Raw genomic sequence first — 1,260 nt, forward strand, 5'->3', positions numbered from 1 at the left:
AGGTGGAAATATCCCACGTTATGGTCCGATCCCGCCCGCCTGTGAAACAGAGGAGAGGCGGAGCGGCGAACAGGTTCCCTAGCATGTGGGCCCGCAGGTCAGTACCGAGGAAAACTGTCGGATTGCGCCTAACCAACTAGGAAGTCATAGTGGCGCTAAGGGCAGGTTGGAGCAAATCACATGGACGTTCGAGTTCAAACGGGTTGGGACAATGACCCCGCAGGACGCATCCGAAACTTATCTCTTGCTCCGAATGCCAAGAATTCACTTTTCCCGCTCTTTGAAGCGGTGATGAATTCCATTCATGCCGTCGAAGACAGATTTGGTAAGGATAATCTCAGTAAGGGTGAAGTTTTGATCGAACTCCACCGTACTGAAACTGGAGATATGGAAGGTTTCACGGTTTCCGACAACGGCACTGGCTTCAACGAAAGCAACCTCGCGTCTTTCCGTCGAATGGACTCGCGAGCCAAGGAAAAAATTGGTGGAAAAGGCGTCGGACGCCTTGTTTGGCTCAAGGTGCTGGATGAGGTGCATATCAAAAGCATTTATGATGACGGGTCCAGCGGGCGTTCAGTTTCGTTTGATTTCAAGGTTTCCAACCCAACGGATAACCTGACCTTCTTACCAGCGGATCGCAGCACCGCAGGTTCAATTGTTCAACTGACCCCCTACAAACGGGAATACGCACTTCACATACCAAAGAAAGCAAGCACGGTCACAAATCGGCTTCTGGCACACTTCATCAGCTACTTCATCAACATCAGTCACCCCAAAATCACGGTCTGTGATGTGGACGCCGAAATTGACTTGTTCGACGCGTTCTCAGCCTCTGTTGAACGTGATGCGGACTATCGATTCGATGTAGTGGTTTCGGGTGCTTCCGCTGATTTCGTCTGCCATTGCTTTTTGCTTCCCAAAGCAATCTCAGACGACGAAAGAAGCACGAATGCACTCTACCTTGGCGCGAACGGGCGTGCTGTTAAACGGTTCGATATGGACGGGGTAATAGGTCTAAAGGCTATCGACAATAGATTTGCGTTCCTTGGATATATCGAAAGCTCTGCCCTCGATGACGCCGTAAATGATACCAGAACGGATTTCTCGCTGTCGGAAGATGAAGTTGACAGCATCGTCGATCAAGCGAAAGAGCGCGTTAAGAATTTTCTCGCACCCGAACTCGCCGAGATACGAGAGAAGCAGACCGGAATTGTCGCCGCGCTGCGCATCGAGCACCCCCGTTTCTTGAGTATTCAACCT

The 1,260-nt window shown here is 50.8% G+C and carries 1 protein-coding gene; it reads left to right on the plus strand.

All coding sequences use genetic code 11. The features are described 5' to 3' along the window. Window positions 1-180: 180 nt before the first annotated feature. A partial coding sequence (locus tag DRF71_RS26195) for an ATP-binding protein (RefSeq protein ID WP_198672401.1) occupies window positions 181-1,260 on the plus strand: 1,080 nt, incomplete at its 3' end.

Source organism: Pseudogemmobacter bohemicus, assembly GCF_003290025.1.
GTDB lineage: Bacteria > Pseudomonadota > Alphaproteobacteria > Rhodobacterales > Rhodobacteraceae > Pseudogemmobacter > Pseudogemmobacter bohemicus.